Raw genomic sequence first — 26,998 nt, 5'->3', positions numbered from 1 at the left:
TATGGTACTTAGCACTGTTGCAAATGCTCAAGCAGACGAAGAGAGCGTCAATATTCCTCAATTCATCAACCCTAATGTCATCACAACATTAGGCACCACGCCGACAATCCGCACCATACGATTTTTAACGACAGATGATTTTCCACCATTCAATTTCATTGATCAACAAGGTCGGTTGGAAGGCTTTAATGTTTCTCTTGCACGGGCGCTTTGCTTTGAAATAAAAGCGCGCTGCACAATGCAGGCTTTGCCTTGGGATAATTTGAGTGATGCTCTTTCCAAGGGACAAGGCGATGCCATAATCGCTGGCCTTGCTGTTTCAGATGCGACGATTAGGGAGCACGCATTTTCCGTTCCTTATCTGCGCATGCCTGCTCGGTTTTTTTCTAATAAAAATGTCGAAATACCTGACAACCCTTTTAAAGGTCCAGGCACACAAACTGTGGGTGTTGAAGCTGGCACGTCGCATGAGGCTTTCTTGAAAGAGTTGTTTCCTGAAACGCCGATAAAAGCATTCAAGAACCAAGAAGAGTTGCGCAGTGCTCTGCGCGACAAGGTTGTTTCGCTTGGGTTTGGAGATGGAGTCAGCCTCTCATTTTGGCTTCAGAGCAGCGATGCAAATAACTGTTGTTCCTTCATTGGCGGACCTTATTTAAGTTCTGATTTCTTTGGTCAAGGGCTCTCCATAGCGGTGCCAATCGATCGCCTTGATCTTAAGCAAGTGCTGGATGATGGCCTTGGAAAATTAATGCGAAAAAGCAAATATGCCGAAATTTATTTGCAGTTTTTCCCCATTAGCTTTTTCTAGGCAAACTCTAAGGGAGTCGTTTAAACGGCAGCGTTAGAAGCCATAAAAGGCGTGAAGGCTTCTCATCGCGATAATATTCCAGCCCGATTTGCATGGCATCATGGCCCTCTGCTGGCTGGGCCGTATATGTCTTAAACGCTCTGTCCCAGAAGGAAAAATTAAATCCATAATTGCTGTCAGTTTCAAGCTGCATCGTAGAATGATGCACACGGTGCATATCTGGTGTTACAAAAACCAGCCGCACCACACGATCAAGCCTTAGGGGCAGCTTAAAATTGGAATGATTGAACATCGCCATACCGTTCAAAATAATTTCAAACAAAAGAACAACTGCAACAGGTGCGCCAAGGGCGATGACAATGGCTGCTTTCCAAACCATGGAGAGAAGAATTTCTAAGGGATGAAATCTCAGCGCTGTTGTGACATCAAAATCGGTATCAGCGTGATGCATACGATGGATGCGCCACAAAATTGGGATTTTATGACTAGCGAAATGTTCCAGCCAGACAGCAAAATCCAGCGCAAAAAACGCAACCAACGCGGCAATCAACCAATGCACTTCAATAACATTGAAAAGGCCAATATTATTGGTGCTGGCATAGAGTGCAGTTCCTACAGCTGCGGCAGGAAAAATGAGCCGCAATACCACGCTGTTCACAATAGTGAGCCCACCATGCGCAAACCAGCGCCGCCCTTTTAAAGGCTTGCCATCATGTTTTGCTATTTTTCGTCTGGGCAGCACTATTTCAAGAAGCGCCATGGTTGCAAAAATTGACACAAAAGCTGTCAGTCTTATCGCAGGTTCATTTTGAGCGAGAAATTCCATATATCCTCAATCTACTCAAGCGATGCGATAACGCGCTCTTGCTGTATATTCAATTGCCGCAATAGATAGTTTATCTAAATCAAGTTTATCGCGCAGCATTTGTAAGAACCGCAATTCCTCCTGCACAATTTCCATATCAGCGGCTGCGACATCTACCGCCAATGCATAGGCAGTGTCATAAAGATGAAGGGGCAATGCTTCAGATACAATATTAAGTACATCTTGAAGACCAGTCTCACCTCTTAATTTATCACCGCATTCGGCAGCAGTGGTAACGAGGTGATCTGGATTATACCCATTAAACACTGGAAGAATTTTCACAAGATCACCAATACGCAGAAGCTCCGTTTCATCCATTTGACTGTCCACAGCTGATATTGTCACCATGATGTATATCAAGGCTTCATGATGTGTAATTGATGCGCTCATATTGTTCTCCAAATTTGTCATTGGTTATAATATCTCTGTTTAAGCCTTCTTTTAGGCGGGCACAAGCAAACTGGTTTGAGTTTATTATCATTCAAGATCAATATATCGATTGTTGACCTTTGAGGCGCATGTTTCTAGTGTCGCGCGCGGTCATCTGCTTAAGGTCAAGATGGCAGGTAGGCCCTTATTCATTTCTTTTCGAAGGACATTTTATGCTCAATGCAACGACCGGAACGCTGACCCCTCTAGCGATCACACCTGATCTTGTTGAAGCGGGTAGAAAATCCAAGGCATGGCCCTTTGAAGAGGCGCGCAAGCTGGTCAAGCGTATTGAGCAAACCGGCAAGGCTGAAGTTATCTTTGAAACCGGTTATGGTCCCTCTGGTCTGCCGCATATTGGCACTTTCGGTGAGGTGGCGCGCACCACCATGGTGCGTACGGCTTTTCGCGCCCTCACTGAAGATAAAATTCCTACTCGCATGTTATGTGTTTCTGACGATATGGACGGCATGCGCAAGGTGCCTGGTAATGTGCCAAATGCAGAAATGCTGGAAGGGCATATAGGAAAACCCCTCACTGTCGTACCCAATCCCTTTGACAGTGACGCGCCAAGTTTTGGCCATCATAATAATGCGAAATTGCGAGAATTTCTTGATCGCTTTGGGTTTCAATATGAGTTTTTGTCCTCAACTGAGCTGTATCAAGCGGGCCGCTTTGATGAAATGCTCTTAAAGACCTGCGAGAAATATCAAGATATTATGGACGTGATGCTGCCTACATTAGGTGCAGAGCGGCAGGCGACTTATTCACCCTTTTTGCCGATCTCGCCCACAACAGGCAATGTGCTCTATGTGCCCATGAAACATGTGGACGCGAGTGCTGGCACCATTACATTTGAAGATGAAGATGGGTCTGAGGCAACTCTTTCGGTCACGGGTGGGGCTGTGAAACTGCAATGGAAACCAGACTTTGGCATGCGCTGGGCAGCGCTGGGCGTTGACTTTGAAATGTACGGCAAAGACCATCAGATCAATGGCGGCCTTTATTCCAAAATTTGCCGCATTTTAGGCGCCCGCCCGCCGGAACAATATTGTTATGAGTTGTTTTTGGATGACAATGGCGAAAAAATTTCAAAGACCAAAGGTAATGGCATCTCAATTGATGAATGGTTGAGCTATGCCTCGCCTGAAAGCCTGTCGTTGTTTATGTATCAAAAACCACGCACGGCCAAACGGCTTTATTTCGATGTGATCCCTAAGGCTGTAGATGAATATTTCACATTTGCCAGCAAGCTGGCTGATGCCGATGCCACTGCTTCGTTGCAAAACCCTGCATGGCACATACACGCAGGCCATGTGCCTGACAGTGATATGCCCGTCAGTTTCGCCATGTTGTTGAACCTTGTTTCAGCATCCAATGCGTCTGACAAAGAAACCCTATGGGGCTTCATTTCAACTTACGCGGATGGGTTGTCGCCACAATCTTCGCCCAAACTCGATGAGATGGTGGGTTATGCCATTCGTTATTTTGAAGATTTTGTGCGCCCGACGAAGGTTTTTCGCGCGCCCAGCGATCAAGAACGCGTTGCTATGGAGGATCTGGCAAAACGCCTTGGCACCATGGATAAAGGCGCTGATGCCGATGCATTGCAAACGGAAGTCTTTTCGGTTGGCAAAGCGCATGACTTTGAGAACCTGCGTGATTGGTTCAAAGGGCTTTATCAAGTCTTGTTAGGGCAAGACCAAGGACCACGCTTTGGTTCCTTCATCGCGCTTTATGGTGTTGATGAAACAGTGCAGTTAATTACCAAGGGCCTGAATGGTTCATTGATGAAGGGAGAATAGCCATGCTTATTGATATGCGCACCTATACGTGCCGTCCGGGTATGCTGCCAAAACAACTCAAACTTTATGAAACTTTTGGAAAAACGCCACAAACCCGCCATCTTGGTCAGCCAATTGCTTGGCTCACCACGGAAACGGGAAATGTGAACCAATTTGTCCATTTGTGGGCCTATAAAGATGCTGGCGACCGCGAAAAACGCCGAGCAGCTATGGAGGCCGACGCGGACTGGCAAATCTTTAAACAAAAAAGCAGCGAGCTGGGAGCACTGGTTACGCAGGAAAATAAACTTATGAAGCCCGCAGATTTTTTCGGTAATCCTCGCTCATCAGATGTGGAATAGCTGATAATCTTTAAAACATTTGGCAATATTTATAGTTTAATTGATTCAGCGAATGAAATGATCGGTACTTTATAAATAGATCCATGTGAGTATTGTATTGTTTAAAACGTGGTATTTTCTCAAAGACATGCAAACTACAGCATGATAGAAACGCTCAACACTCAAGTTTGAGATATGACTATATGGAAATGGCACTACTCTATGGAATTTAAATCCCATCGCAAAGAATGTCCCAAACTGTTGTCTTTTCGTAATCGTGCTATCCGTTCAACTGGATCAATGATGGTTGCGCTCGCAACCGTTTTGATAGGCTTTTCAAGCACGCCATCCCATGCTCAATCAAATTCGTCAGCGAGCTCTTCATCTTGTGCAGGCAAGCTTGGTGTTCACCGCACCATAAAAGTCTCAAACAAGAACACGATCCTTGTGGGCGTGGATAATCATGGTCGTATTGGATTGAGACCCAAAGAACTGGTGCTTACTTTTGATGACGGACCACGCGAAGGCAGCACACAAAAAATACTCAAAGCCTTAGCTGATGAATGTATCAAAGCGACATTTTTTTCATTAGGTCGCTCCGCTCGTGCGGCACCTCATCTTTTGCGTCGTATAGCCCGCGAAGGACACACCGTTGGCACTCATAGTCAAAGCCACCCTTTGCTCACAAAGCGCAATAATGATGGCGTTCGTGCTGAAATTCGCCGTGGTGTTAATTCGATTGATGCCGCACTAAAAGGCTCCAATTATAAGGCGGCCAATTTTTTCCGTTACCCATTCCTTGATCGCTCCAAGCGCACAGACGCTATTGTACGCGAAATGGGCCTTGTTGCCTTTCACATGAATATTGATAGCTGGGATTGGCGCAAACAGACGCCAAGCGCGATGGTTGCTCTCACTATGCGTCGTGTCCGTGCAGAGGGTAGTGGTATTGTTCTATTCCACGATATTCAGGCTAAAACCGCTGCTGGTTTGCCGGAATTTTTGCGTACAATAAAGCGTGAAGGCTATAAAATAGTTCATATTGTGCCGGGCAATAGTAACTTTAATTATCGTCGTGATGTGGCCTCTCGCCAAACGGCTAAGCCGGTTCAAACAGTAAAATTGTCCGAGCAATCAAGCATTCAAGAATTGCCTGCGCTAAAGAAAACCAAGATTGTAAGAAAAAGAACACTTAAAGCGCCACACCCAAAGCGCAAACCTAGAGACAGAAGAATAACCTCTGTTCGCAAAACACCTATTGATAAGGCGCGAACGACACAGTCGCTCTCAAGAGCTAACGATGATTTGCCAACGCCTGCGCCCGTTTTTGAAGAACAATTGGCCAGTGGCAATCCAGTTGCCGCACAACCACCCAAGAAAAAGAGATTTCGGTTATTACGCAAAATCTTTGGCAAAAGGAATTAGCAGACATAATTCAATCCGCTTTTATTGACTAGCCCACGTGATGCAGACCACCCATTCAACTGCTTCACGGGATATTTTTCTTGTTGGGTGTTCTGGATTAAAAGACATCAGCGTGATTGAATCTTTGTTTTCTGCGACAAGCACTTTTGCCATTACTTCACCGTTCATAGTCTTCACAACAACCCTGTCCCCGGGAATAGATTTTCTTGCTGCGGAGACCACGATAATATCGCTGTCACGATATACAGGAAGCATGGAATCGCCTGAAATTCGCAAGGCATAATCGCCCTCTTGGGTTACCATGGGAAGATCAACTTCTTCCCACCCTTGCCCAACAGGAAAACCACCATCATCAAAAAAACCACCCATACCCGCCTGAGCTAATCCTAACACGGGAAGAACATGCGGGCTTTGCCTTACCTTAGATGATGCGTTGCTACCAATATGACCATAAAATTCTTCGTAATTTGATCCGGTAACTGTGAGTATTTTGGAAATGGATTCAGTCGATGGCCATCGCGCGCGGCCATCACGAGCAAAACGCTTTGATTTGTTAAAAGTCGTGGGATCAAGGCCTGCACGACGAGCGAGGCCAGATGGACTCAATCCGTTGGTTTCCGCAAGTTTATCAATCGCAGCCCAAATTTTCTGGTGCCCAAACATAAATGCCCTCATCACAGCGCATATCATTATCCATAGGTCATTTTGATACTTTATAAGTATCATTCTCCATACAGAGTCCGACCGTTCAAACACTCCCCCAATTGCCACCGAGTGCACAAAATCTTATAAAGCAATTTTCCAGCGTGTCACCTGACAAAGCTGCCAAAATAATCAAACGCGCCATTATTTCTATAAATACCGCAATTTACGGTTTGAAAGGTGCCCGCCCGCTGGTCAAGGCCTCATCCAAAAGCTCGACCCTATCTTGGCCCCAAAAACACTCACCATTCAATACATAGGCAGGGACGCCCGGTGAATCTGCGGCAATCGCATCTTGGGCATTTTGAACTCGTTTGGCCGTTATTGCAGGATTTTTTGACGCTTCGATAATAGCCGAGGCATCATGGCCACTATCGCTTAACAAACCTGTGAGTGTCGCTTCATCGGCAATATTAAGCTCATTCACCCAAACAGCTTGGAAAACACTCGCCATATAAGAACGTGCATCGGCACCAGAGTCCAAAACAGCTAAGATCGAACAATCGGCAAGTGTTGCATCCACCGGGAAGAATTTAGGCTGATGATTGATCGGTAAGTCGCGATGCAGTGCAAGGCGCTGGAGTTCGACAAGTCGCATGCGCTGGCGCACAGGGGGGCGTTTGGCGGGTGGTACAGCACCAGATTCTGCCCAAATTGCGAAAAGATCAACAGGTTTGAAATTAAGTTCGCAACCATGTTTGTCTGCGACCGCTTGAATGGCTTCATGACCAAGATAGGTGAAAGGCGACGCCGAGTAGAAATAATAATCGATAACAGCCATAAGTTTAGTTCCTTAATGCAATCACCTAAGCGGCTTTTTTCGCATCTCCTTTTGGATTGAAGCGGTGATAGAATTTCTCATCTCTCGCAGCCATCTCGATGATCAATTTATTTGGCTTGAAACGGGCGCCGTGTTTCTTTTGTAGTTTTTTACAAAGCGCAAGAAAAGCTGGCGTGCCCATCATGTCGATATAAGACAAAGTGCCGCCCGACCAAGGCGCAAAACCAAAGCCGAGAATTGAGCCGACATCTGCCTCGCGAACATCGGTTAAGACGCCTTCTTCAAACACCCGCGCTGCTTCCAGCGCTTGCGCCACCAACATGCGGTCTTTCAATTCCTGTACATCAAGCGCATCTACATCAGCCACCTGCTCATACATATCTGCTAGGCCGTGCCATAGATGTTTTTTGGCGGGTTTAGGTGGATAGTCGTAAAAGCCTTTACCGTTCTTACGGCCAAGTCTGCCGTGTTTATCAACCATGTCATCAACAAGGGTCATCAACACGGGATCAACCGCTTTCTCGCCCAAGTCTTTGACCGTTGCTTTCATGATTTTTTGAGCCAGATCAATCGCGATTTCATCGTTTAATGAAAGCGGTCCAACAGGCATGCCAGCCATTTTTGCAACATTTTCAATCATCGCTGCGGGAATGCCCTCTGTCAGCATCAAATGACCTTCGCGAACATAATTCAAAACACAACGGTTTGCATAAAAACCACGGGTGTCATTCACGACAATCGGCGTTTTTCTAATGCGGCGCACATAATCAAGCGCGAGGGCGAGGGCTGGGTCACCGGTTTTCTTACCCATGATAAGCTCGACCAGCAGCATTTTATCGACTGGTGAAAAGAAGTGGACGCCGATAAAGTTTTTCGGTCGTTTGGATGCTTCTGCCAAACCGGTAATAGGTAAAGTTGATGTATTGGAGGCGTAAATGCAGGTCGGTTTGATAACGGCCTCTACTGCTTCCGTCACTTTGCGTTTGACCTCGCGGTCTTCAAATACGGCCTCAATCACGAGGTCGCAATCGGCCAGTTCATTATAGTCTGTCGTGGCTAAGATATGATCGAGCAGCTCTTGCTTGTCTTCTGCCTTCGCTCTGCCACGGCTTACTTGTTTGGTCATCAAGGCATCGGAATGCTCTTTGCCCTTATCCGCGGCCTCTTGTTTCTGGTCAATCAGGACAACATTGATGCCTGCTTTTGCGCTCACATAAGCAATGCCTGCGCCCATGAAGCCTGCGCCGATAACACCCACCTTCTTGATTTTTGTTTTTGGCACCCCTTCAGGGCGGCGCGCGCCTTTTTCAAGCTCTCCTTTGGAGAGGAATAACGAGCGAATCATATTGCCTGCCTGCGGTGATTTCATCGCAGCCGTGAAATATCGCGCTTCAATACGCAGACCCGTATCGATGGGCACTTGCGAGCCTTCGTAGACACAGGACAGAATATATTGTGCGGCTGGATAATTCATTGCCGTTTGCTGGCGCAAAATACCATTGGCCGCAGGCCAAAGTTGCATGCCGGCAGGTGAATAGACCTTGCCGCTAGGGGCTCTAAAGCCTTTTTTGTCCCACGGCGCGACAGGATCAACCAAGCCGTCCTTGATCATCTGTTTGGCGCTTGCAACAAGTTCTTCAGCTGGCACCACTTCATTAATCAAACCCATGGCTTTCGCCTTCAAGGCTTTGAGGCGCTGTCCTTGTATCAGCATTTGCAAACCGGCCTGCATGTCTTTGGCAAGGCGGGCAACCCGCTGTGTACCGCCCGCACCAGGCAGAAGGCCGACTTGAACTTCTGGAAGCGCAAGACGTAATTTATCATGGTCAGACGCCACGCGGGCATGGCATGAAAGAGCGAGTTCAAGCGCGCCACCCATGCAAGTACCATTGATGGCACAAACCACCGGCTTGCCACAGGTCTCCAGATCACGATAAAGCTGGCCTAATCGAGATGCCCCTTCAAAGAGCATTTTTGTGGCCGCCTCTTCATCCTTCGCTTTTGCCTGATGATAGTTTTTGAGCGATCCTTCCAACATGGAAAGATCAGCACCACCGGAAAAACTGTCCTTTTTGCCCGAGGCAATAACCGCGCCTTTGATTTTCTCATTGGCTTTAATCTCAGCCGTGAAAGTCGCGATTTCATCCATGACGCTCTCATCGATGACATTCATCGACTTATCAGCCATGTCCCATGTCAGAAGCGCAATGCCGTCTGCGTCTATATCGAGGGTAAAGTTTTTATAGGTCATTTTGTGTCTCCCTCTTAAACCCGTTCAATGATGGTTGCGGTACCCATGCCAGCGCCAATGCACAGTGTCACGAGAGCGGTATTGAGATCACGGCGTTCAAGTTCGTCAATTACGGTGCCAAGGATCATGGCCCCCGTAGCGCCCAGCGGGTGACCAAGCGCAATTGCGCCGCCTGCCACATTGACTTTGCTATGGTCCACGTCAAAAGCCTGCATAAAGCGCAGCACAACAGAGGCAAAAGCCTCATTCACCTCAAAAAGATCAATGTCATCAATCGACATGCGTGCGTTTTTCAAAAGTTTCTCGGTCACATCAACTGGGCCTGTCAGCATCAGTGCTGGTTCAGAGCCTATATTGGCAAAGGCTTTGATGCGTGCGCGCGGTGTGAGGCCTGCTTTTTTACCTGCCCGTTTGGAGCCAAGAAGAACAGCCGCCGCACCATCGACGATGCCGGATGAATTACCCGCGTGGTGAACATGATTGACCGCTTCAATTTCAGGATGCGCTTGAATGCCAACAGAGTTGAATCCGCCCATATTACCCATCATTTCGAAAGAAGCATTAAGGGCTGCGAGGGACTGCATGTTGGTGCCTTCACGACGGTGTTCATCCGTGTTCAAAATGGTAAGGCCATTGATGTCTTTCACTTTGACAACGGATTTATCAAAATTGCCTGCATCCCAACTGGAACAGGCACGCTTTTGGCTTTCAACCGCATAAGCATCGCAATCATCGCGGGAGAAGCCGTATTTCGTGGCAATCAAATCTGCTGAAACCCCTTGCGGCATGAAGTAAGAGGGAAGGGCGACCATGGGGTCAACTGGCCAAGCGCCACCTGAGGCACCAAGCCCAACGCGCGACATGCTCTCCACACCACCTGAAACCACCATATCGTGCTGGCCTGACATAATCTGGCTGGCACCCATGTTCACAGCATCAAGGCCGGACGCGCAAAAGCGATTGATTTGCATGCCTGGAACACGCTTGTCATAGCCTGCTGCAAAAACCGCAGCGCGTGCAATGTCGCCACCCGCTTCACCAACCGGATCAACGCAGCCAAGCACCACGTCATCGATCTGTGTCGTATCAAGTTCGCTTCGATCGCGCACCGCTTCAAGGGCGGTTTTGGCAAGACTAACTGCCGTCACCTCATGCAGCGAGCCGTCTTTTTTACCGCGACCGCGCGGTGTGCGCACATGGTCATAGACAAATGCTTCAGCCATTGGTTTTCTCCTTAAAATTGATCAGCGGGCATCGCCATCATGGTCTCGGACCCTGTGGAAATACGTGCAAGGCGAACAGCGGTTTCCGGCATCATGCGCTCCATGAAAAATTTTCCGGTAATCAGTTTATTTTGATAAAATGGTTTGTCGTCACTTGCCGCTTTTTCAAGTGCCACCTTCGCCATTTGCGCCCACATGTATCCAAGCGCCACTGTGCCAAACAGATGCATATAATCTGTTGAGCCTGCACCTGCATTATCTGGGTTTTCCATGGCATTTTGCATGAACCACATGGTCGCTGCCTGAAGATCGCCGAGGCCCTTTTTGAGCGGAGCGATATAAGGCGCCATGTCTTCATTGTCGGCGTGTTCTTTCAAGAAGCCTTCGACTTCGCCAAAGAAGGCCATCACAGCTTTGCCACCACCTCTCGGCAGTTTGCGACCAACCAGATCAAGTGCTTGAACGCCATTGGCGCCTTCATAAATCATCGCAATGCGCGCATCACGAACAAATTGTTCCATGCCCCATTCGGTGATATAGCCGTGGCCGCCGTACATTTGTTGGGCTGCAACAGCATTATCGAAGCCCACATCGGTCATCACGCCTTTGATGACGGGTGTCAAAAGACCCATGAAATCATCAGCCTCGGTGCGGGTTTTTTCATCATCAGCACGATGAGCAATATCGCTTTTCAGCGCGGTCAATAACATCAATGCACGGGCAGCTTCATTAAAGGCTTTGATGCGCAGGAGCGTGCGACGTACATCAGGATGCACCATCAAGGGATCCGCTTTTAGCTCAGGATTTTTATCGCCGGTCAGTGAGCGGCCCTGAAGGCGGTCATTGGCGTAAACAACGGCGTTTTGATAGGCCGCCTCAGACTGCGAAAGCCCCTGTATGCCAACACCAAGCCGCGCCTCATTCATCATAGTGAACATGGCGCGCATGCCTTTGTGCTCTTCGCCAATCATATAGCCCGTGGCTTCATCATAGTTCATGACACAGGTTGAGTTGCCGTGAATGCCCATCTTTTCTTCGATTGAACCACAAGTTACCGGATTGCGCTCGCCGATGGAGCCATCTTCGCCCACCATGAACTTTGGCACGATGAAAAGCGAAATGCCCTTAATGCCTTCCGGTGCGCCTTCGATACGGGCGAGAACCAGATGAATAATATTTTCTGTGATGTCTTGTTCACCGGCAGAGATGAAAATTTTCTGACCAGAGATTTTGAAGCTGCCGTCGGGTTGTGGCACGGCTTTGGATTTGATGAGGCCAAGGTCTGTGCCGCAATGCGGCTCGGTCAAATTCATGGTGCCGGTCCACTGACCAGCAATCATATTCGGTAGATATTGTTGCTTAAGCTCATCATTGGCATGAACCTGAATAGCGGCAATCGCGCCTTGTGTCAGGCCCGGATACATGCCCCACGCCATATTGGCAGCCGAGACATATTCGTTGGCTGCTGCATTGAGAATATAAGGAAGGCCTTGTCCGCCATAATTGGCATCGCAGGACATGCCAACAAGCCCAAGCTCAGCAAACTGATGAAAAGCTTCCTTAAAGCCAGTGGGTGTTGTGACTGAACCATCATCAAGGCGCGTACAGCCTTCATGATCGCCAACTTGATTGAGAGGCTGGAGAACTTCTTCACAAAAACGCCCTGTTTCTTGAAGAATTGCCTCAACCATATCAGGCGTTGCCTCTTCAAATCCTGGCAAATTATTATAACGCTCCATTTTCAGGACATCGTTTAGAATAAAAAGGGTGTCTTCCACGGGGGCCTGGTAGGTTGGCATTTGTTTCTCCCTTAGATTTTTTATGCTTACTCTTACGTAAACGTAATGTAATCATTTATATTAAAACTACAAGATAAAATAATATTCAACGGCGGCTTGGTCGCCTCTCAAGCACTTTTATACGAGTGACGCACATTTTTTTAATTCTGGGAAGAGGAGGCATAGTAAATTTTATCCGCGTGTGCATCCAATGCGATGACGGCAGATGAAAAAGGTAAATTATTCTACTTTGATACTTGTAACTTGCATAAAGTCTCCTGGAGACTCCTTAGCCAGCATTCATTAATAATTGAGCCTCACAGAATCTAATTATATATCGCTCTGATTACGACTGAGCTTCTTTTTCAATCAACATGCCTTCGACGATGCTAACCGTTCGGGTGAGCTCATCAATTGCTTGCTCAACATCCTCTTTTTGTTTTTGCAGAAGATCAATTTGCTCATTGAAGCGCTTTAAAGAGACTTTTAATTGAACTGATTGACCATCTTTCAGATCATAAAGGTCCAACATCTCTTTGATTTCAGTTAGAGAAAAACCAACACTCTTTCCCATGAGAACGAGTTTTAATCTTGCACGGTCACGTCGGCTGTATATCCGTGTTACACCTTTACGGCGCGGGTTGAGTAAGTTCTTGTCTTCATAAAAACGTAATGTTCTAAGACTGACGTCAAATTCCTTGGCGAGATCGCCAATTGTAAATGCCATTCTTTTACTCCTTGAGGCAAGTCACGATTTACCAGTGTCACGCGTCAATGCTCATTAGCTTCATATTGTTTTTATCCGCGTGATTGTGAAAAGACTATTTATCATTTCCATCACTGTAATTAATTTTCAAAAGCATAATTAACATTGTGAGTGTCATGCGAGATATTTCCAGAATAGCTATAGAATTTCGCACCTTCCGTAAAGGGCATATGGCTGATCTTTAAATCTGATACTGATAATATTTTAAAAATAATCTTCATTTGGGGCGCGACACAATGCTTCTTCTTTAAGAGGAACGCAATTTTGTTAACCCTACGTTTACCACGATTGACGAAAAGTAAGTTTCGTTGGAATCGCCAGAAAAGTGATTCGTACGTCCATTTTGCTTACTAAAGCATGGTTTCGGGCACTTGCAGGAGACAATCGTGAGAGATAGGCAAGCTTCGGCTTATCATAATCCTACATATCATAACGCCGAAATAGACCTCGAGCTCCGCGCCGAAGAGGCTGCTTATATGGCCGGCAAGAGTTTAGAAGACTGGCTTCATGATATTATTTTGGAACAAAGCAACCCTGCAAACCGTCCTCAGCACAATACGCAGCCGGCACCTCAAGAAGCGTCGCTTATGCAAACCAAAGATGCCGTTCTCGAAAGTTTGGCTAACCGAGTTAAAGCACTGGAAACAGCACAAGATTTCGAAAGTAAACGTCGCTATGCTCAGCCACCTCAAACGGGCACCTTAAATCACGCTATACATCAGGCGGCTGAAAACATTGGTCGAAATTATGATGAAGATGCCCGCATTCTTATTGAAGGCATCCGCGCCCGCGTACGCACCCAAGACCAACAGTCTTCCCCAAGACCACAATCCACCTCGCGTGGTCATCACGACCCATCTGCTGATCGCTTGACAGAAATGCTGACAATGATCGAGCGCTTAGAAAAAAAGCTTAATGAAACGCACACTCAATCATCTAACAATCCACAAAGACACGAAGAGCAACAACCTGTGGCTAATTCTGAAAACAATGTTCGCTTGGCAAGAATTGAACAGCAGCTTGCTGGTTTAGAATCGCATCTAAATAATTTTGAACACGCCCCGATGCCCGATTTGACAATGCCAGCACGCGATAAGGTCTCTTCAGGACCAAATAGAAAACACAATACATCGCGTCGTAAATCCTCAAATTCTCAAGGCCGAAAAGCATTAAACCTGACTATGAAGACGATAGCCGATCAACAGAACAATAAAAATATCCATGACATGGTAAGTTCAGATGACGCAAACCAGCATTTTTTAGGGCTTGTCCAAAAACTAGAAGAACTGCAGCATGGAACACCAAACATAAATGACCTCAAAAAACTTACAGCTGAATTTGCGCTTCTACGTAAAGATATAGTTGATGGTGGTAATACTGAGACAATGGCGGAGATTGGCCGTCTACGTGATTTGCTTCAAACAATGCAAAACACGGTTGCTAATAATTTGGATGGCACCAAGCTTGAAACGTTGGAAGCAGACATCAATCGTATTGCTGAGTTCCTTCTTAAGTCACCTGACTTAACCAAACTGCCTGAACACACAGACACAATGGTTCGTGAAATCAGTCGCATTTCCGATGGTCTTTTGGCTATCGGCGACAAGAATTCTACTCACACCCGTGAAGCCGGTGATAGAGTTGTTGGCCATCTTGAAAACAGCTTGAAGACATTACGGGATGATATTGTCGCACAATTGAGTGACAACAATGGCGCCCCCGCTGCAGCATCAGCTGATCTTGAAAATCGCATAGCTGATTTGCGCAATCATATTGATCAGGCAATGAGCGCGATCACGGGTAAGGTTGACGGGATAGAAGATAAAGTTGTCACAGCCGCACAAAAGCTAGAACAACTTCAACACTCGCGCAGTCCTAATCAAGATCTCACCCAGCAAATGGTTGGCATGGAAGAGCGCCTAGTTGGTGCAGCAAAACGTCTTGAACAAGCAAGCACGGATGTGGCTCGCTCCACCGGAGCGACGTCTGCTATGATCATAGATGCCGTTACGAACAAAGAATTAAAAGAAGAACTTGATACGCTTGGCGCACGCTTGAGCGACGCTATCAAATCCGGTGAACGGTCTGCTGGTGAATTGACGTCACAAGAGTTAAAAAATGAACTAGGCGGACTTGCGGATCATCTGGTCGAACGCTTGAAAGTTGTGGCACCCCCTCCGGTCAAGGGTGGCGTCACTGATGATGCACTGAAAAACGGTCTTGACGGGTTGGTAAAGCAGGTCACTAAAAGCTTTGCTAATGAAAGCTCGATCATGGTGAATCATATTGATGATGCCATATCGAAGCTTTACATGATGTCGGAATCTCAGCAAAGCTCATTGGAAAATATTGCACGGCAAGCCATAGAAAAAATCAGCAAAGAGGCTCCTCAAACGAGTGGGGGAGATGCTCTTCCTGATATGGATATTGACGGCTTGTTGGATGGCATCAAGAGTTTACAAAGTTCTACGGAGACTCTCTCCTCTCAGACTGAGTCCTCATTTGTATCTGTTCAACAAAAAATCGAAGATGTCGTTTCCCGCCTTAATGAAATTGAAGACAATAAGCAGGAATCGCTAAAGGTGGCAAAAGTTGAGCCGCCAAAAGAAGAGCTGCACGACAAAAGAAGCGTGTCTTCACCATCACCTATTGATGATGGCGCTGCAACGAAACAGATGGATGAAAAATCCTCTTCTTATTCTATGACGAATGATGAAGTGATCATGGAGCGTATGCGTGCACATGTTAAAGCGCGTCACCCTGATGAAAAACTTATTGAGCCAAGTGCAGATGATGTGCCGCTTAAACCTGGTGAAGGCAAACCAGAACTCAAGCCAGTAGTACTTGGAGAAGATACTCAGGTTAAATATGTTCATGAAGCGAGTGACGCGAAGGAAATCGTAGGGCTAGATGCTTCTGATCCTATTGAACCAGAGTTGGATGATGCTAAAAAATCAAAATCAGACTTCATCCTAGCGGCTCGGCGTGCGGCCCAGCTTGCAGCTAGTGAACAAGTTGTCTTGAAAGAGCAGGAAGAACAATCTGAAGCCCGCTCAACTCTATCCTCCATCCGTGAGCGCATCAATGCGGTAGGCAAAAAGACCAAGCAGGAAAAACCAAGCCCTGAAGCAGAAGAAAGTAAGTCTCATAAAGCACCAATGCCCACTATTGCGGCTGAGCCAAACGTAGAAAAAGACTTAAGTGGCTTGGAAGATATAAATGAAGAGTTGTTGAGCGAGACTCCCGCGAAGAGTTCTCGTGTAAAGATTTTGGCAGGCCTATTGGCTGTGGCTTTGATTGGTGCAGGATATTTTGTCGTACAAAAGCCGGCAAAAGAATTGATCGCAAGCCTTTCTGGAGGCCCTGCAGTGAGCGAAAATGTTTCGTCCAGCCAGTCAGCCATTTCAGTTCCATCAATTAATACAACAAAACAAGTGCCCGAACTGCCAGCGCTACCTAGTGCACCGGTTATCTCCGAAGATATATCAGAATTAGAAGTTCATACCTCGCTTGAAAATGACAGAGCTATTGGCGATATAGCTTCTTTGGACTTAGGAGCTTCCGGTATTGATGGCACCACAACGCAAGCTATTTCACCCAATCAAGATTTAGCAGCCGAGCCACCCTTAGACCCAGTCTTAAAGAAGGCTCTTGAAGAATTGCCTGATGAAGGAATTTCAGCAAAACTTGCCGATGCATTGATTGCTGGTGATTCATCAGCTTTCATTGAGGTTGCCCGTCGTTATGGTAAAGGTGATATTTTCCAGCGTGATATTCAAAAATCAGCTTTTTGGTATAGACAAGCGGCCGAAAAACAAAATGCCGTTGCCCAATACCGCCTGGGAACACTTTATGAAGAGGGCATAGGCCTTAGCAAGGATGTGAATGAAGCACGCCGCTGGTATATGCGTGCATCTGATAATGGAAATGCACTGGCCATGCATAATATTGCCGTCCTTTATACAGAAGGCGCTTTTGGCGAGGTGGATTTTCAAGAAGCCTTTAAATGGTTTGAGCGTGGTGCCGCATACGGCATCAAAGATAGCCAATTTAACCTCGGCATTTTATATGTTCGCGGCCTTGGAGTGAATGTGAGCCTGCCACAGGCTTATAAATGGTTTGATATTGTGGCCAAAGGCGGCGACTCTGACGCCGTTGAAAAACGTGATGACGTTGCCAAGGCTTTAAGGCCTGACCAATTGGAAGCGGTTAAAAAAGAGAGCGCCATCTGGAAAAAAACAGAATGGATTGCTTCTGCCAATATCGTGACGCCGCCACCAAGTTTTTGGCGCGATGGCACTGAAATAGGCGCAGCCGTTCTTCATAAAGAACAACCAAATATACCTCGCTCTTCACCTTTGGTAAAAGAAGCTCAACAACTATTGAGTGGTTTGGGCTTTAATACAGGCCAGCCCGATGGGATAATAGGTAAGCGCACTAAAGAAGCTGTTCGCTCTTTTGAATATGAGCTTGGCATACCTCAAACTGGTAAGATTAATCAAAAGCTTCTCGATATTCTAAAAGCACAGAAAATTTGATTCCATTGAGCCTTGCAAAATTCGTTTTAGTCTCATTTTTGAGAAAAAAATTCCAAACTTGAAGGCTTTTCTTTATGTTTCAACCATGATCTTCGATGTTATGGGGTCAACCATATTGACTTAAAGAAGAAGCGGGTATTTATGAGCCTTAATTGCATAAGGTTTGTTTTTCTCTCTTAGAAGATATTATCCGTGTTCCTATATCTGCCAATTGCTGAACTGCCCGTGAATGTGTTCATTTTTTTGGGCATGGGCGCTGCTGTAGGATTTTTGTCTGGCATGTTTGGCGTGGGCGGTGGTTTTTTGATGACACCGCTTTTGATTTTTTCAGGTATTCCACCTGCTGTGGCTGTTGCCACGGAGGCAAACCAGATCGTTGCGTCCTCTTTTTCCGGTGCGCTTGTTCACTTCCGTCGAAAAAGTATTGATTTTAAACTCGGCGGCCTGTTGTTGGTGGGTGGTATTATAGGATCGTTTTTCGGTGTTATCCTATTTGGTTTTTTGCGTCAGATCGGCCAACTTGATTTGATTATTTCTATTGCCTATGTCGGCTTTTTGGGCGGGATTGGCAGCTTGATGCTTTACGAGAGTGTTGGCTTTATGCGCCGGGCAGCAACTGCCGCTAAATCAGGAAAAGTAATCGCAACCAAAATGCCAGGGCAGCATAATTGGATTCATGGCCTACCCTTTAAAATGCGCTTCAAACGCTCCAAGCTTTATATTAGTGCCATCCCTGTTTTGATGATTGGCGGGCTTGTTGGTGTGCTTGCTTCTATCATGGGTGTTGGTGGTGGATTTATTATGGTGCCAGCGATGATTTATCTGTTGCGTGTTCCAACAAATGTCGTCATTGGCACATCGTTGTTTCAAATCATGTTCGTGACTATGTTCACAACCATTGCACAGGCTGGTGCTAATCATACTGTGGATGTAATGCTGGCCTTTATATTAATGGTCGGCGGGGTCATCGGAGCGCAATTTGGGGCGCAGGCTGGTCAAAAGCTCAAAGGCGAGCAATTGCGTGCTCTGCTTGCACTGATTGTCTTAATCGTTTGCGCTCGTCTTGCTTATGATTTGGTCGTTACACCTTCAGAATTATTCTCAATTGGTTTTGGAGGACACGGGTAATGCAGTGCTTCAAGTATTATTTGAGATACGCCTTTATGGCATTTGCAATCACTATCTTGCCATTTTCAGCGACCGCACAAGAGCTGATCACAGGTTTATCAAATGAAACGATTTATATTACATCCGACTTTAACGGTTCAGAACTCCTTGTATTCGGCACAATTAATAACCTCCAACGCTTGACTAAAACTCAAGATAAAGAAGGTATGATTAGTGACTACGATATTGTTGTCGTAATTGAAGGCCCCACTGAAGAAGGTGTCGTGCGAAAGAAAGCTCGCACAGGGGGCATATGGGTTAATAACGATAGCGTCGGCTTCGAAATGATCCCAAGTTCTTATTTGATGATGACGTCAAAACCCCAAGATGAAAACGCATTGAATGAATCATTGAGTGCACTCAAAATTGGATTGAATCATACATCTTTTGGTAATTCTGAAAACAAAACAGTTTCCACAGCACCGCAAGACTTTAGAACCGCGGTTGTCCGCTTGAAAAAGGCTGATGGTCTTTTTTGGCAAGGAACAGGGATTAACTTTCTAGGAGATAACTTATTCCGTGCTCGTTTCAAAATACCTGCGCTCATTCCGGTTGGCAATCACACGGTTAAAAGCTATCTTTTTGTTGAGGGTGAATTGGTTTCAGATTCCAGTCATATCGTTGAGATCACCAAAACTGGTTTTGAGCAGTTAATGTTCGATTTCTCATATGATTATGGCTATCTCTATGGCATATTCTGCGTGATACTTGCCATAGTCACTGGTTGGCTATCGAGTGTGATTTTCAGACGTAGCTAATATCGCTTGGTTGTGGACTTAGAGTCATCAGATCATATATTGCAACATTGAATATCATTTTGATATTTCCTTAAAATAAATCTTTCATTTACCATGTAGGTTCATACTATCCATTCAATATTCTCGAATATGGATGATGTAACCATGAATTTAAATTTAAACTCAACTGGCCGTTTTTCTCCTAGTAAATGTTTTGGCGTGGCTATTTTGGCAATCGGCCTTATGGTTACAGGATTTACTGGGGTTGATGATGCATCAGCCAAAGAAACAATTAACGTCACTGTTGATCATGCCAAAGTTATGCGGGTATCGCGACCAGCAGCGACTGTCATTATTGGCAATCCAGGCATTGCGGATGCAACTGTGCAAGACAGCCAGACTTTAGTGATCACGGGCAAAAGCTTTGGCGTGACAAATATGATTATTCTCGACAAAGACGGTGAGCCGATTGCTGATGCGCTTTTGACCGTGCAAGGTGAGCGCGTCAATGCTGTAACCGTTTATCGCCGTACAGATCGCGAAACTTTCAGCTGTTCGCCAAACTGCGAGCGCTCACTAGCGCTTGGCGACAATGAAGATGCGTTTGGCAGCGTTCGTCAGCAAGTCCAACAAAGAAATGGTTTTGCTAACGGCGACTCTGCACAATAAAATTCTTACCAATCACATAATCATCAAATAAAAGGGCCGCATTAAGCGGTCCTTTTTATTTGCCCTCGACAAAACCTTTCATTAGCTGATGGGCAATGGCCATTTGTGGTGGCGACCAAAATCCTTCTTCATGTTCTTTTGTCAAAATGCTTGCTGTTTCTTCCCGCGTAAACCAACGACACATGTCAAGTTCATCATCGGTTTTGATGTCAGTTGATATCGCCTCTGCATAAAACCCTATCATCAAGGATGAAGGGAAGGGCCATGGCTGACTTGAATGATATCGAACGCGATGGGTTTTGATGCCGGATTCTTCAAAAAGTTCGCGCCTCACAGCTTCTTCTGCGGTTTCACCAACTTCAATAAAGCCTGCGAGACAGGACACCATCTTTTCTGGAAAGGATGGGCTGCGTCCTAAAAGGCAGCTATCTCCATCAACGGCAAGCATGATGACAACAGGATCAGTGCGAGGGAAATGGTTTACCTCACAAACGCTGCAGTGGCGCGCGTAAGCGGCTTGTGTAACATGGGTCTTAGTGCCACATTTGCTGCAATACTGATACGTTTCATGCCATAAAACCAAGGATCGAGCTTGGGCGATTGCCCCCAATCTTTCGCCATAAAGAATACCGGCGCGGGTGAGAGTGCGCAAATCAACCGCTTCGATTTGGTCTGGATAGGCTTCTTGGCGCTCAACGCTCAAAGCAAATTCAGCTGTACCATCTTCACGACACCCTAAAAGATATGCTTCATCAGGATGACCATTTAAGGTCAGGACCTCATCACGCGTGAACAAAGCGTCGAAAGGATTGGTGCTTTTTATCAGCTGGCGTTGTTCGCTTAAAACATAATAACGGCTGCGGTTATCACGATGCAGCGCAGATATATCTAATATTTCACGCTGCTCACCAAGTCGATTGAGGGTGTTACCAGAAAATCCGTTCAGGCTGCTCAGGTCGTTAGTCGGCAGGGTATAGTCATATGTCATGTTGTCGCAGTTTAATTGCTAAATGGTGTGGCGCAAGCAATAAGCGGATAGTCTGGTCAAGTGATCATGTCTTATGCTGGATTATTCACCTTTGGTGAAATGGAAAAACGCTTCATCTTGTTGCTGAAATTGTGCTGGTCATGTTGTTGTTTTTGGATGCTGCTCAAACAGATGTCATTGAATTAACGTAACAACATCAGGTTAACTCCAAATTCTTTGAATCACGTGTAACCAAATATGTCACGAACGCATCAAAGCTCTGTGTCATATATTCATTAATTGAGTGAAAATCGGGTTTAAGGTATCAGTTTTTTGCACACGATTTCTTGTTCGCCTTCGTTGCGCTTAACTCTTGTGCAAGTTAACGTCGTACTTAATCAAAATATGTATGATTGATACAAAAAACCATAAAATCAGGAAAGCGTGTCCTTCATGATCAAAAGCGATAAAAGTGATAAAAGCGAAATTTTGCGTGACCCTCATGCGACAAAATCAACCGCCTTCACACGCGAGGAAAGAGACGAGCACGGCCTGCGCGGCCTGCTTCCATATGCGGTGACTGATCTTGAAAGGCAAAAAAGTCGAGCGCTCGAGAACATGCGGCGCAAGCATTACGATATCGAGCGCTACATTTTCTTGACAGCCTTGCAAGACCGGAACGAAACACTGTTCTATCGTACTCTCATTGACAATATCGAAGAGATCATGCCCCTGATCTACACACCAACTGTCGGTCAGGCTTGTCGCGAATTTGCGCACATATTCCGTCGCCCACGCGGTTTTTATGTGACGCCTGAAGATAAAGGACAAATGCGAGCGATGCTCGACAATTGGCCAGAGGATGATGTGCGTGTGATTGTGGTGACTGATGGGGAGCGTATTCTGGGCTTAGGTGACCTTGGGGCCAATGGCATGGGTATTTCGATCGGCAAATTGTCTCTCTATACAGCGTGCGCGGGAATCCATCCTAATCAATGCTTGCCGGTGATGCTCGATATCGGCACCAACAATGATGAGATCCGCAATGATCCGTCTTATCTTGGTTACCCGGCTGAACGGGTAAAGGGTGACGCTTATCTTGAACTCGTCGACGAGTTCATGGCTGCAGCACAGGACAAGTATCCAGACGTGCTGATCCAGTTTGAGGATTTTCTGACGCCGAATGCCTATAGTCTCTTGAATCGTCATCGAGACCAGTATCTCTGCTTTAATGATGACATTCAAGGAACAGCCGCCGTTTCGCTGGCTGGCGTTATGGCGGCCACGCGTGCAACCGGCAAGGCGTTTAAGGATTTGAAAATCATGTTCCTTGGGGCGGGTTCAGCAGCAACTGGGATAGGCGATTTGATGGCGCGTGCCTTCGAAGCCGAAGGCCTAAACAGCGAAGAGGCACGTCGGCGTCTTTGGTTTGTCGATGTTGAGGGGCTGGTTGTGGCAGAACGATCTGATCTCGCGCCACAAAACCTCCCTTATGCACATGATCATCCGAAGATGGGTTTCATGGCCGCGTTGGATTCCATAAAGCCGGACATTTTGATTGGCGCCACAGGCGCACCTGGAACCTTTAATGAGGGTGTCGTGCGCAAGATGGCCGAATTGAATGAAAAGCCTGTAATTTTTGCGCTGTCCAACCCTACATCACGTGCCGAATGCACAGCTGAAGAAGCCTATAAATGGTCCGATGGGCGAGTGATTTTCTCTTCCGGTAGTCCTTTCAAGCCAGTTGTGTTGCCAGATGGCTCCGTGCGCCGACCCGGTCAAGGCAATAATGCCTATGTGTTTCCAGGTATCGGCCTTGGTGCTTTGGCGGCCAAAGCATCAACCCTTCCCGATGAGGTTTTTCTAACTGCTGCGGCCGCACTCGCAGGTTTCGTCAGTGAGAACGATCTGGCTCAGGGGGCGCTTTATCCTAAATTGTCTGAAATCCGTCGTGTATCTGAAGCCATCGCATTTGCGGTTGCCGACAAGGCGTTCTCTCTCGGGATCGCTGGGACCGATCGGCCGGACGATCTGGCTGCTACAATTGCCGCTTCGATGTATGATCCGCATTACTAATCAGGCAGCTAAATGGTGCGATCAAGGCGTGTGGTTTCATAAGAAGCAATGACTACGTTCAAGCGGCATCTCTTCAATAAGTCGCAGACTTAGTGGAAGCGGTAATAAAGCTAAACAGCTCGCGCAATGACTTGTGGGGGAAACGGTGGTTTTTGTACCTGATGGATGCTTGGTTCATACTGAAGCTGATAAACTAGATATCATTGTCATTGAATTAATGTAACAGCGCTTCTAAATCGCATTTATAGTAAGTAGTTGTTTATAATATTCGTAGATGGTCCTACCCATAGTATATTCAGTATTATGGGGCATTTATGAAGGTTCTTTCCAATCTTAAAATTAGCTGGAAAATAACATTAGGAATTGGCTGTAGCCTGGTTCTTTTGGCCGCTATCTCACTTGTGACACATCTTCAATTAGGTGCCATATCTGATCAGTTTTCTCGATATCAAAATCTGGCCAGTAAAGTGAATCAGACGAGCACTATTCAGACTGATTTGCTTTCGGTGACATTGGGGGTGAAAGACCATATGATCACCAATTCAGACGAGGCCGCGAATGGAGTTCGTCATCATGCGGAGATCGTTCAGCAAAATATTGCAAAAATAGCAGAGCAGCTGGATCAAGGTGATGAGCATCAAACAATACTGGCCGCATCGCAGGATATCGACGCATATATCGCTTCATTTGAAGAAGTCTCAGCCTTGGTTGAAGAGCGGAATAAGCTTGCGCAAAAACTGAGCGAACTTGGATCGGATGCTGTTGATAATCTTAAAGAAATGCTCGTAATTGCACAAAATGAAGATGATTTTCAGGCCGCTTATTTTGGGGGGCTTATGATAACGAATGTGTTGCAGGCGCAGCTTTACACAAACCAATATTTTGCAGACAACAATTCAAAAACCGCAAAGAAAGTTCTAATTCAACTGACGGAATTTGAAGAAACTGCGCAAGAAATGTCGTATGAGGCAGAAGATAGCGAGGCCTTCGAGGTTGCCACACATGTTGGCGTGATTTCCGCATCATACGCAATCGCCTTCAAACAAATCCGAGGCATAATTGAAAAACGCAACGAAGTTATCACAGAGTCTTTGAATGTACTCGGGCCTCGGCTTGCGATGGCAATCGATACCATTAAAAAATCAGACATAGTTATTCAAGATAGTCTGGGTGCTCGCGCATCAACAGGCATTGCTGCTGCTTCTCAGATTTTGTACCTCGCAGGGTTCTTTGCGGTTATCTTTGGTCTCGCTTTAGCCTACTTCATTGGTAGAGCAATCAGTCAGCCGGTATTGAAAATGGCGAAATCCATGAAGCTTATTGCCGAGGGGGATATGAGTGCAGATGTACCTGCTTTGGATCAAACCGATGAAATAGGTCAAATGGCTAAGGCCGTGCAGATATTTAAGGAAAATGCCATAGAGACTGAGCAAATGCGCGCGGCCAAGGCTGAAGAAGACGAAAAAAGAGAGCAAGAGAAGCGCGGTACGATGCTTAAGTTAGCTGAGGATCTTGAAGCCAGCGTGATAACCGTGGTTGATGGCGTCAGCGAAGCTGCAGATGAAATGAAAAACACGGCCAAAGACCTCTCGGATGCCACATCCACGACGGTTGATCGTGCAGGTACTGTGGAAAATATTTCGGCCGAGACGAACACAACTGCCAAAACAATGGAATCATCTGCCACTGAGCTTTCAAATTCGATTGTTGAAATCTCAGAGCAGGTCTCAGAGGCGCGCGAATTTGCGGCTTCAGGTAAAGTGCAAGTTGATTCAACCAATGAGACGGTTAAGGGGCTGGCAGAAAGTGCGCAGAAAATTGGCAATGTTGTGGGCCTCATTCAAGACATAGCTGAACAAACCAATTTGCTGGCTCTTAATGCAACCATAGAGGCCGCTCGTGCAGGGGATGCAGGTAAGGGTTTTGCTGTTGTTGCTTCTGAAGTAAAAATGCTTGCCAATCAAACAGCGCAGGCGACGGAGGAAATAAGAGTGCAAATTCAATCGATGCAGCAGGTGACGAGTAGCACTGTTGAAGATATTGAAAATGTCGCCGGTATGATGACGAAAATCAGCGAGATGAATAATAATGTTGTGGGTGCGATAGCGCGCCAATCAGGTGCAACGAGTGAGATTGTAGATAATATACAAATTACATCTCAAGGCACGCTCGACGTTTCCAAAAACATTGCGGATGTGAAGTCGGCTGCCACGGTTTCTAATGAGGCATCCGCCAATGTTGCAAATGTTGTCGGAAGGCTGAATACACAAACCGAAAGTTTACGCGGTGAACTTCAATATCTTCTCAAATCGTTGCGAGCTGCCTAAGTTACAATCTTTCGCACTTGAGTTTCTCAATGAGATTTATGCCTCGTGTGAGGGGTGTAGTTAAATATCATTACACGTACAAATATAGGCAAGCTCTAATGCAAGCTTAGGCCCCTCTATTTCATCACAAGCATGCGGCGCGGCAGCAAGCTTTTACTCATTTCTAATATTGGCGCTAAATGCTGCAATTATGGGGTGATGTTATCTAATTATATATTATTATATAGATATTCTATGTTGAATCATTCGTTAGCTCTATTAACCCTTGGCAACGATCTTTCGCATGAAGAAATGTTAATATTATTTAATTAAATCAATATCTTAATGAGTTTCATTTTTCGACGCACTAGTCTTGATATTAGAGGGCAAATCATTGTGGTGAGTCTCAATAATTGTAATTTGTTCAAGTTCAGAGAAAATGAGACTATTCCATCTTGGGTCGAGGTTGATACACTGACTATTGTTCGATAGGTTTAATCCATTAAAGAAGCTCTGGAGGGGAAGCGTCTGTAAATGTTTACGACAAATCACTTTGCCGAACTGTCGGCAACTATTTCACCGTCTGTTATGCAGGCTTATGTTATCTTGATGGTTCTGCTTGTTGCTGGTGGAACACTATTCGATGTAATCCACAAACAAAGCGCAAAATATTTCTTCCGCAAAGGTAAGAAATCGGAGCAAAATGCTGTAAGAAATGTCAGCGGCGGAGAGAAAGTATCTCTGGCCGTTAAAACAACTGTTTCGGATGTTTTGACATCTTCTGAATTTTGCAATCCAAAGCGTCGCGTTGCTCACCTTCTCGGAATGTACGGTTTTGTTATCTATCTGATAGCAACCATCGTTATGGTGTTTGCTGACCCTGCGTCTGCAGATTCACCTGGAATATGGCCTTTTCTTTGGGCTGTTGGTGCTCTCATGGTTTGCGTTGGCGGTTATTGGTTCTGGTTTTTCATCCGAGTGGATGTATCTTCAGAAGGTCAATCGCCATTCCGAGTTATTCGTGCTGATCTTTTCATTCTGTCTCTATTGGCGAGTGTTACATTCGGATTGATATGGGCTTTTACACAGTCTTCAGGCGGTGGTGTTTGGTCCATGATTTTCTTGGGATTATATCTCATTGCAACAACGGTACTCTTTGCTGGTGTGCCGTGGTCTAAGTTTTCCCATATGTTCTTTAAGCCGGCTGCGGCTTACCAGAAGAAGGTTGCCGTTGCTAATGGTGCTTTGGATAATCTACCCCGTGTTGCGGATAGAACAGATCCAGAGGACAGAGACAGGCACTCAATGGAACTTTTAAAAGATGCTCCGCTTAATATGGGTCTGGGCATCAAGCGGGAACAGCCGCGCCACTACTAAACGAGTAT

General features: G+C 46.1%; 20 protein-coding genes. 11 read left to right on the top strand and 9 right to left on the bottom strand.

Features of this window, described 5'->3' with window-relative positions:
* Window position 1 precedes the first annotated feature (1 nt).
* The gene (locus tag ABJ081_05955; GenBank protein MEP6356208.1) at window positions 2-808 is read left to right on the top strand and encodes a transporter substrate-binding domain-containing protein; all 807 of its coding nucleotides are present in this window, start codon (window positions 2-4) and stop codon (window positions 806-808) included.
* Between the two features lie 7 nt (window positions 809-815).
* Here ABJ081_05955 and ABJ081_05950 read toward each other — a convergent pair whose 3' ends face one another.
* Together ABJ081_05950 and ABJ081_05945 are read right to left on the bottom strand one after the other, a co-directional pair.
* Window positions 816-1,634 carry a sterol desaturase family protein gene (locus tag ABJ081_05950; GenBank protein MEP6356207.1) on the bottom strand — a complete coding sequence of 273 codons (819 nt, stop codon included), beginning with the start codon at window positions 1,632-1,634 and terminating at the stop codon, window positions 816-818.
* Window positions 1,635-1,649: 15 nt separating this feature from the next.
* A complete protein-coding gene (locus ABJ081_05945) occupies window positions 1,650-2,063 on the bottom strand; it encodes a tellurite resistance TerB family protein (GenBank protein ID MEP6356206.1) in 414 nt (137 codons plus the stop codon).
* Window positions 2,064-2,275: 212 nt separating this feature from the next.
* Between ABJ081_05945 and ABJ081_05940 the strand changes: the two genes are divergently transcribed.
* From ABJ081_05940 to ABJ081_05930, 3 genes are all read left to right on the top strand, one after another.
* Window positions 2,276-3,907 carry a lysine--tRNA ligase gene (locus tag ABJ081_05940; GenBank protein MEP6356205.1) on the top strand — a complete coding sequence of 544 codons (1,632 nt, stop codon included), beginning with the start codon at window positions 2,276-2,278 and terminating at the stop codon, window positions 3,905-3,907.
* Window positions 3,908-3,909: 2 nt separating this feature from the next.
* Window positions 3,910-4,248 carry an NIPSNAP family protein gene (locus tag ABJ081_05935; protein MEP6356204.1) on the top strand — a complete coding sequence of 113 codons (339 nt, stop codon included), beginning with the start codon at window positions 3,910-3,912 and terminating at the stop codon, window positions 4,246-4,248.
* A 201-nt stretch (window positions 4,249-4,449) separates the two neighbouring features.
* Window positions 4,450-5,652, top strand: a complete 1,203-nt coding sequence (locus ABJ081_05930; protein ID MEP6356203.1) for a polysaccharide deacetylase family protein — start codon at window positions 4,450-4,452, stop codon at window positions 5,650-5,652.
* A gap of 21 nt (window positions 5,653-5,673) precedes the next feature.
* On the opposite strand, the gene ABJ081_05925 is transcribed toward ABJ081_05930, so the two are convergent.
* The 6 genes from ABJ081_05925 to ABJ081_05900 form a co-directional block, all read right to left on the bottom strand.
* Complete coding sequence (locus ABJ081_05925) at window positions 5,674-6,315, bottom strand: helix-turn-helix transcriptional regulator (protein MEP6356202.1); 642 nt, start codon at window positions 6,313-6,315, stop codon at window positions 5,674-5,676.
* 205 nt (window positions 6,316-6,520) lie between these two features.
* Complete coding sequence (locus tag ABJ081_05920; protein ID MEP6356201.1) at window positions 6,521-7,135, bottom strand: 2-hydroxychromene-2-carboxylate isomerase; 615 nt, start codon at window positions 7,133-7,135, stop codon at window positions 6,521-6,523.
* Between the two features lie 25 nt (window positions 7,136-7,160).
* The gene (locus tag ABJ081_05915) at window positions 7,161-9,386 is read right to left on the bottom strand and encodes an FAD-dependent oxidoreductase (protein MEP6356200.1); all 2,226 of its coding nucleotides are present in this window, start codon (window positions 9,384-9,386) and stop codon (window positions 7,161-7,163) included.
* A gap of 14 nt (window positions 9,387-9,400) precedes the next feature.
* A complete protein-coding gene (locus ABJ081_05910; protein MEP6356199.1) occupies window positions 9,401-10,609 on the bottom strand; it encodes an acetyl-CoA C-acetyltransferase in 1,209 nt (402 codons plus the stop codon).
* 11 nt (window positions 10,610-10,620) lie between these two features.
* Window positions 10,621-12,408 carry an acyl-CoA dehydrogenase C-terminal domain-containing protein gene (locus ABJ081_05905; protein ID MEP6356198.1) on the bottom strand — a complete coding sequence of 596 codons (1,788 nt, stop codon included), beginning with the start codon at window positions 12,406-12,408 and terminating at the stop codon, window positions 10,621-10,623.
* Window positions 12,409-12,733: 325 nt separating this feature from the next.
* Window positions 12,734-13,114, bottom strand: a complete 381-nt coding sequence (locus tag ABJ081_05900) for a MerR family DNA-binding transcriptional regulator (protein MEP6356197.1) — start codon at window positions 13,112-13,114, stop codon at window positions 12,734-12,736.
* Between the two features lie 425 nt (window positions 13,115-13,539).
* On the opposite strand from ABJ081_05900, the gene ABJ081_05895 reads away from it, so the two are divergent.
* The 4 genes from ABJ081_05895 to ABJ081_05880 all read left to right on the top strand — a co-directional run bounded on the left by ABJ081_05895 (window position 13,540) and on the right by ABJ081_05880 (window position 20,264).
* On the top strand, window positions 13,540-17,691 hold the full coding sequence (locus ABJ081_05895) for a peptidoglycan-binding protein (protein ID MEP6356196.1): 4,152 nt from the start codon (window positions 13,540-13,542) through the stop codon (window positions 17,689-17,691).
* Window positions 17,692-17,883: 192 nt separating this feature from the next.
* Window positions 17,884-18,819, top strand: a complete 936-nt coding sequence (locus ABJ081_05890) for a sulfite exporter TauE/SafE family protein (protein MEP6356195.1) — start codon at window positions 17,884-17,886, stop codon at window positions 18,817-18,819.
* A gap of 35 nt (window positions 18,820-18,854) precedes the next feature.
* Window positions 18,855-19,616, top strand: coding sequence for a TIGR02186 family protein (locus ABJ081_05885; GenBank protein ID MEP6356194.1), 762 nt, complete (start codon window positions 18,855-18,857; stop codon window positions 19,614-19,616).
* Between the two features lie 144 nt (window positions 19,617-19,760).
* Entirely contained in the window at window positions 19,761-20,264 is a 504-nt protein-coding gene (locus tag ABJ081_05880; protein MEP6356193.1) for a pilus assembly protein N-terminal domain-containing protein, read from the top strand.
* A 55-nt stretch (window positions 20,265-20,319) separates the two neighbouring features.
* Here ABJ081_05880 and nudC read toward each other — a convergent pair whose 3' ends face one another.
* Window positions 20,320-21,252 (bottom strand): NAD(+) diphosphatase, encoded by a 933-nt coding sequence (gene nudC, locus ABJ081_05875; protein ID MEP6356192.1) that lies wholly within the window; start codon window positions 21,250-21,252, stop codon window positions 20,320-20,322.
* Between the two features lie 432 nt (window positions 21,253-21,684).
* Between nudC and ABJ081_05870 the strand changes: the two genes are divergently transcribed.
* The 3 genes from ABJ081_05870 (at window position 21,685) to ABJ081_05860 (ending at window position 26,990) form a co-directional block, all read left to right on the top strand.
* Window positions 21,685-23,307 (top strand): NAD-dependent malic enzyme, encoded by a 1,623-nt coding sequence (locus tag ABJ081_05870; protein MEP6356191.1) that lies wholly within the window; start codon window positions 21,685-21,687, stop codon window positions 23,305-23,307.
* A gap of 467 nt (window positions 23,308-23,774) precedes the next feature.
* Window positions 23,775-25,634, top strand: coding sequence for a HAMP domain-containing methyl-accepting chemotaxis protein (locus tag ABJ081_05865; protein ID MEP6356190.1), 1,860 nt, complete (start codon window positions 23,775-23,777; stop codon window positions 25,632-25,634).
* A gap of 513 nt (window positions 25,635-26,147) precedes the next feature.
* Window positions 26,148-26,990 (top strand): hypothetical protein, encoded by an 843-nt coding sequence (locus ABJ081_05860; protein MEP6356189.1) that lies wholly within the window; start codon window positions 26,148-26,150, stop codon window positions 26,988-26,990.
* The last annotated feature ends 8 nt before the right edge of the window (window positions 26,991-26,998 follow it).

The organism is Hyphomicrobiales bacterium, assembly GCA_039989895.1.
Taxonomy (GTDB): domain Bacteria; phylum Pseudomonadota; class Alphaproteobacteria; order Rhizobiales; family JACESI01; genus JACESI01.
The sequence above is the reverse complement of the archived record's forward strand: the minus strand, read 5'-3'. Positions and strand labels throughout refer to the sequence as shown.